General features: G+C 61.0%; 4 protein-coding genes. All 4 read left to right on the top strand.

Annotation, left to right across the window (positions count from 1 at the left end; translation table 11 throughout):
- Positions 1 to 370, top strand: a 370-nt coding sequence (locus E1J61_RS36705; RefSeq protein ID WP_207951315.1) for a topoisomerase DNA-binding C4 zinc finger domain-containing protein, incomplete at its 5' end; no start/stop codon positions are given.
- Position 371: 1 nt separating this feature from the next.
- Positions 372 to 800, top strand: coding sequence for a hypothetical protein (locus E1J61_RS36700; RefSeq protein WP_133098638.1), 429 nt, complete (start codon positions 372 to 374; stop codon positions 798 to 800).
- A 12-nt stretch (positions 801 to 812) separates the two neighbouring features.
- Positions 813 to 1,040, top strand: coding sequence for a hypothetical protein (locus tag E1J61_RS36695; RefSeq protein WP_133098637.1), 228 nt, complete (start codon positions 813 to 815; stop codon positions 1,038 to 1,040).
- 2 nt (positions 1,041 to 1,042) lie between these two features.
- A partial coding sequence (locus E1J61_RS36690) for a hypothetical protein (protein WP_133098636.1) occupies positions 1,043 to 3,724 on the top strand: 2,682 nt, incomplete at its 3' end.

The following is a 3,724-nucleotide window of genomic DNA, read 5'->3' as shown; positions in this document are numbered from 1 at the left end:
CATCGAGTTGATCGAGAAGCTGCCGAACGAACTCCGGGATCCCGTTACTACTGCGAAGTGGGAAATGGCGCTGGGGCTCATCGCGGAAGGGAAGATGCCCGCGGCGAGCTTTGACGACATGATCCGGAAGATGTGCTGCTCCCTGGTCGAAGGCATGAAGACCGTGAAGTTCGATCTCTCGAAGATGGGCGCTCAGGACGAAGCGGATTCAAAGCCTCGGTCCGAGGTCGACTCCGCCTTGCCAGGGCACGGTGCGCCCTGTCCGAAGTGCGGCAAGGGGACGATGACGGGCCGTCGCCTGCCTTCCGGAAAAAAACTGGTGAGCTGCTCCGCCTATCCCGCGTGCAAACACACCACATGGATCGACTGACATGAACGCGAGCGTCACGATAGCGAAGACAAAGTACCTTTCCATGATCGCTGACCTTGCCGGCCAACGTGCGACGCCCTTGTTGCTGCTTGCCGGCCACGCCATGGGGACCGTGGACCTGGTCGGTTCCCACAACGACAGCGACGTCGCGACTCTGCGCATCTGCGGCGATAACATCGAGTTCACCTGCTACCTCGGTGTTCACGGGACTTTCCATCCGCAATTTTGCCTTGACGAAGGCTCCCGCACCCACTCGCTGACTGGGCAGCAATACACCGAAGACAGTGTCATTCGGCTACTGCGGACATGCATCCGTAACGCGAGTGCTCTCCGTATCGAAGACGACTCCACGCTATTTGATCCCGAGGACGAGACCTTCGTGGTCGATCCCGCGGTCGATGAAGAGTTGCAAGAAGTTCACAATACATAAGACACACACATCATGTCCCTGGACGAAAACGTCGAACTCACCCGCAAGCTGCAATTGGCGGGTCGCAATCTGGTGCGGCTGAGCCGCTACGGTGCCCTCGGTATCACGCCCAGCCGGGAGAATCTTCAGAAAGCGGCGGACTACTTCGATTCGATCTCCGCGAAGCTGGAGCCCGTACTCAAAAGCGTTGAGGCCGACAGGGCGGTTCAGCGCATGCGGCCTATCGGCATGAAGGGGTAATCATGGCGGTGCGTCGCTGGGTCGATCTCTCGCGCTACGACGGCGCGGAAATGCTTATTGCAACCGGATGCCCGCCCGATGGGGGACATCGCCTGGCAGTGCGCAACTACGTCAGAAGCGATCTCTCGCAGTTCGGCTTCACCAGGCTGCAGGACAACGTTTGGCTCGGTAGCGTGCCGACGTTCAAGACGAGCGACCTGCGACAGTGGTTTCCCGGCTTCGACCCAACCCGTGACATCCGCGAGTTCGAGACCTCCGCGTTCCTCGTTGGCTATGAGGATCTGGATCTCGCAAACGCCGATTTCGAGCTGGACGACTTGATCGCGAAAGCAGCGGACGCGGACACCCATCCGAGTCGCGACGAGCAGGCACGCCGCGCACGCGCAGAAGTGACGCCAGAGCAAATCGCAGGCGTACTGGCCGATTTCCCGAGCAGCGGGGCCTTACTGGCCCAGACGCACAGCTATACCGAAGAGGTGTTCCAGAGGGCGCTGGACGGTATCACATTGCCCGAAGAGGCGGAGGCGCGAGTTGCCACGCTGCAGCCTCTACTCGCCCAGAAGAGGCAAGCGCTGCAGACGCTCGCCGACCGCTATGACGAACTTCACTCGCGTGGCCTGGATGCAGTATCGGACTACGACATTCTGATTGCCTTCCAAGGCAAACCACTTTTCGCGCTGAGGGGATCCCTCAACTACCAGCGCAGTCTCATCAACGACGAGCTGGACCAGATCCTGGCCTTGACCGTTGCTGCAAGGGAAGCAGAAGAACAGGTACGGGCCGCGGAAGAGGCGCAGGAACGTGCTGGCCGCGAGCTTCTGGCCCGCAAGGGCGACATACTGGTTGACGAAAACGGCGAGAACGCCTGGCGGGTGGACCACGACGTAGTCACCGACAATCCGTTCATCGTGTATGTCACGGTCAACCGTGATCAGCTGAACGAGCGCTCCAAGTCCGTCAACGCCGAAGCGTTCCGCAAGCGTGTTGCCGAGAACGAAGCCTTCCGCGCGAAGGCGAGGGACCAGGCCAGCGAGAACAAGACCCCGGGGACCAATGTCAAATGGGCAACCCTAGGCGAATGGGTGAAAGGGTGGCGAGCCCTAGACCGGCGCGCGCCGTCTGCAACGCGGCACGAGCAGCTGGAAAGCCATGTGGCAGCGCTGGCCAGTAAGGTCGATGTCATTACCTCGGAATCGAAGGAGGCTGTTCTCGTCGCTGCGAAGCGGCTGATCGAACAATTGCAGCCACCCCGCGGAACGCGCGAACGTCATCCGACCACCGAGATCTTGCACCGCGTCGGGACGAGGCTGAATCAGATTCGCAACGCCGCGCGGGACGCCGGCTATCGTGATCGGCTTGCCAGCGCTAAGGCCATCGGGGAAGCGAATGGTATGCAGCAGGAGGAGTACAGCGATGGCTCGTCGTGGGAGAAGGGTACTCGCAATGATGACACCCATATCTCGCTACGAGTCTATAGCCCGCTGCACAGCGGAAAGACTAAGTATTCCGTGATCCGCGCCTTCGACGGCGAATATGCGAGCGGGACCTACGATACTCCTGAGGAGGCTGACCAGGCCATCAAGGCGCTGACTCGCGCGGTGTTTGAGGCCATCGCCAATCCGACTGAGCGCGCAAGAGCGCGCAGCGCGGCTGCCGAGAAGGCCGCAAGGGCTGCCGGCCTAGTTCCGTCTGGGGAAGTCGGAACCGACTGGAAGCACCCCAGTCGTAGCGACCAACTTTCCCTTTCCGCACACGCTGGCCCTGGCACCACCGATGTATTCACGGTCTCCCGCCTGAAGAACGGCAGCTACGAGTACAGCAAGCACGATGATCTTGCGGATGCCGAGAGCGTTCTGTCGCAATGGTCGGACGAGGCGGATGCATACGATCAGCTCGATGACGGCGCGAAGGCGGCTCGGCTGCGTCAGTTTGCGGTAGCCATGCGCTCCCTTGGCCTGGAAATGGATGGGCTGAACCCGCGCAGCTGGTCAGTGGATCTCGGGAGCGGGCACGAAGTCCACGCCGAACTGGATGACCATGGCGCTTCGATTCAAGTACGCAGGCTGGCGTGGGAAGAATGGGTCGAGGAGTGGGATGGCCCGTATTCCGCTGAGGCCACGCGCCAGGTGGGTGATTTTGTCCGCCGCGCCATGCAGGCGCCGGCGACAGAGGAGGGTGCTGACGCCGAGGAAGATGGCGAGCAGGATTTGCGCGTCAAGGCCTTGCAAGAGCGCGTGAGCCGGTTTGCGTCTGGCATGTCACGGGCAAAGGACTTCCATCCCGCGACGCGGGCTGAGCACGGCATTGGTGTCGATATCGGCGAATTGTCGGACTCCGCGATGCGCGAGCTTGCGGATCGCATCGTGAACATGCGTGCACAGGTGTTCGTTGATTCCGGCGCATTCGGCCTCTTCAAGCGAGGATTGAAGAGCGGGGATGTTCGACCGATGGACTTTGACGCAGTGCTCAACAAGTACGAGTTGCTGCAGCAATACATCGCCGAGGCGAACCCTGCCGAAGAGAAGATCACGCCTCCCATGTTCGTGATGCCGGACGTTGTGGGAGATCAGGCGGCGTCCCTTGACCTGGTGGAGCAGTATCGGAATTGGATCAAGGTCGAAACCGAGTTCCAGGTATCGCGACCCGTGGTTCCACTGCAGCGTGGCGAGCTGTCCCTGTCCGAA

This window comes from Cupriavidus sp. L7L, assembly GCF_004353535.1.
Taxonomy (GTDB): Bacteria; Pseudomonadota; Gammaproteobacteria; order Burkholderiales; family Burkholderiaceae; genus Cupriavidus; species Cupriavidus oxalaticus_A.
The sequence above is the reverse complement of the archived record's forward strand: the minus strand, read 5'-3'. Positions and strand labels throughout refer to the sequence as shown.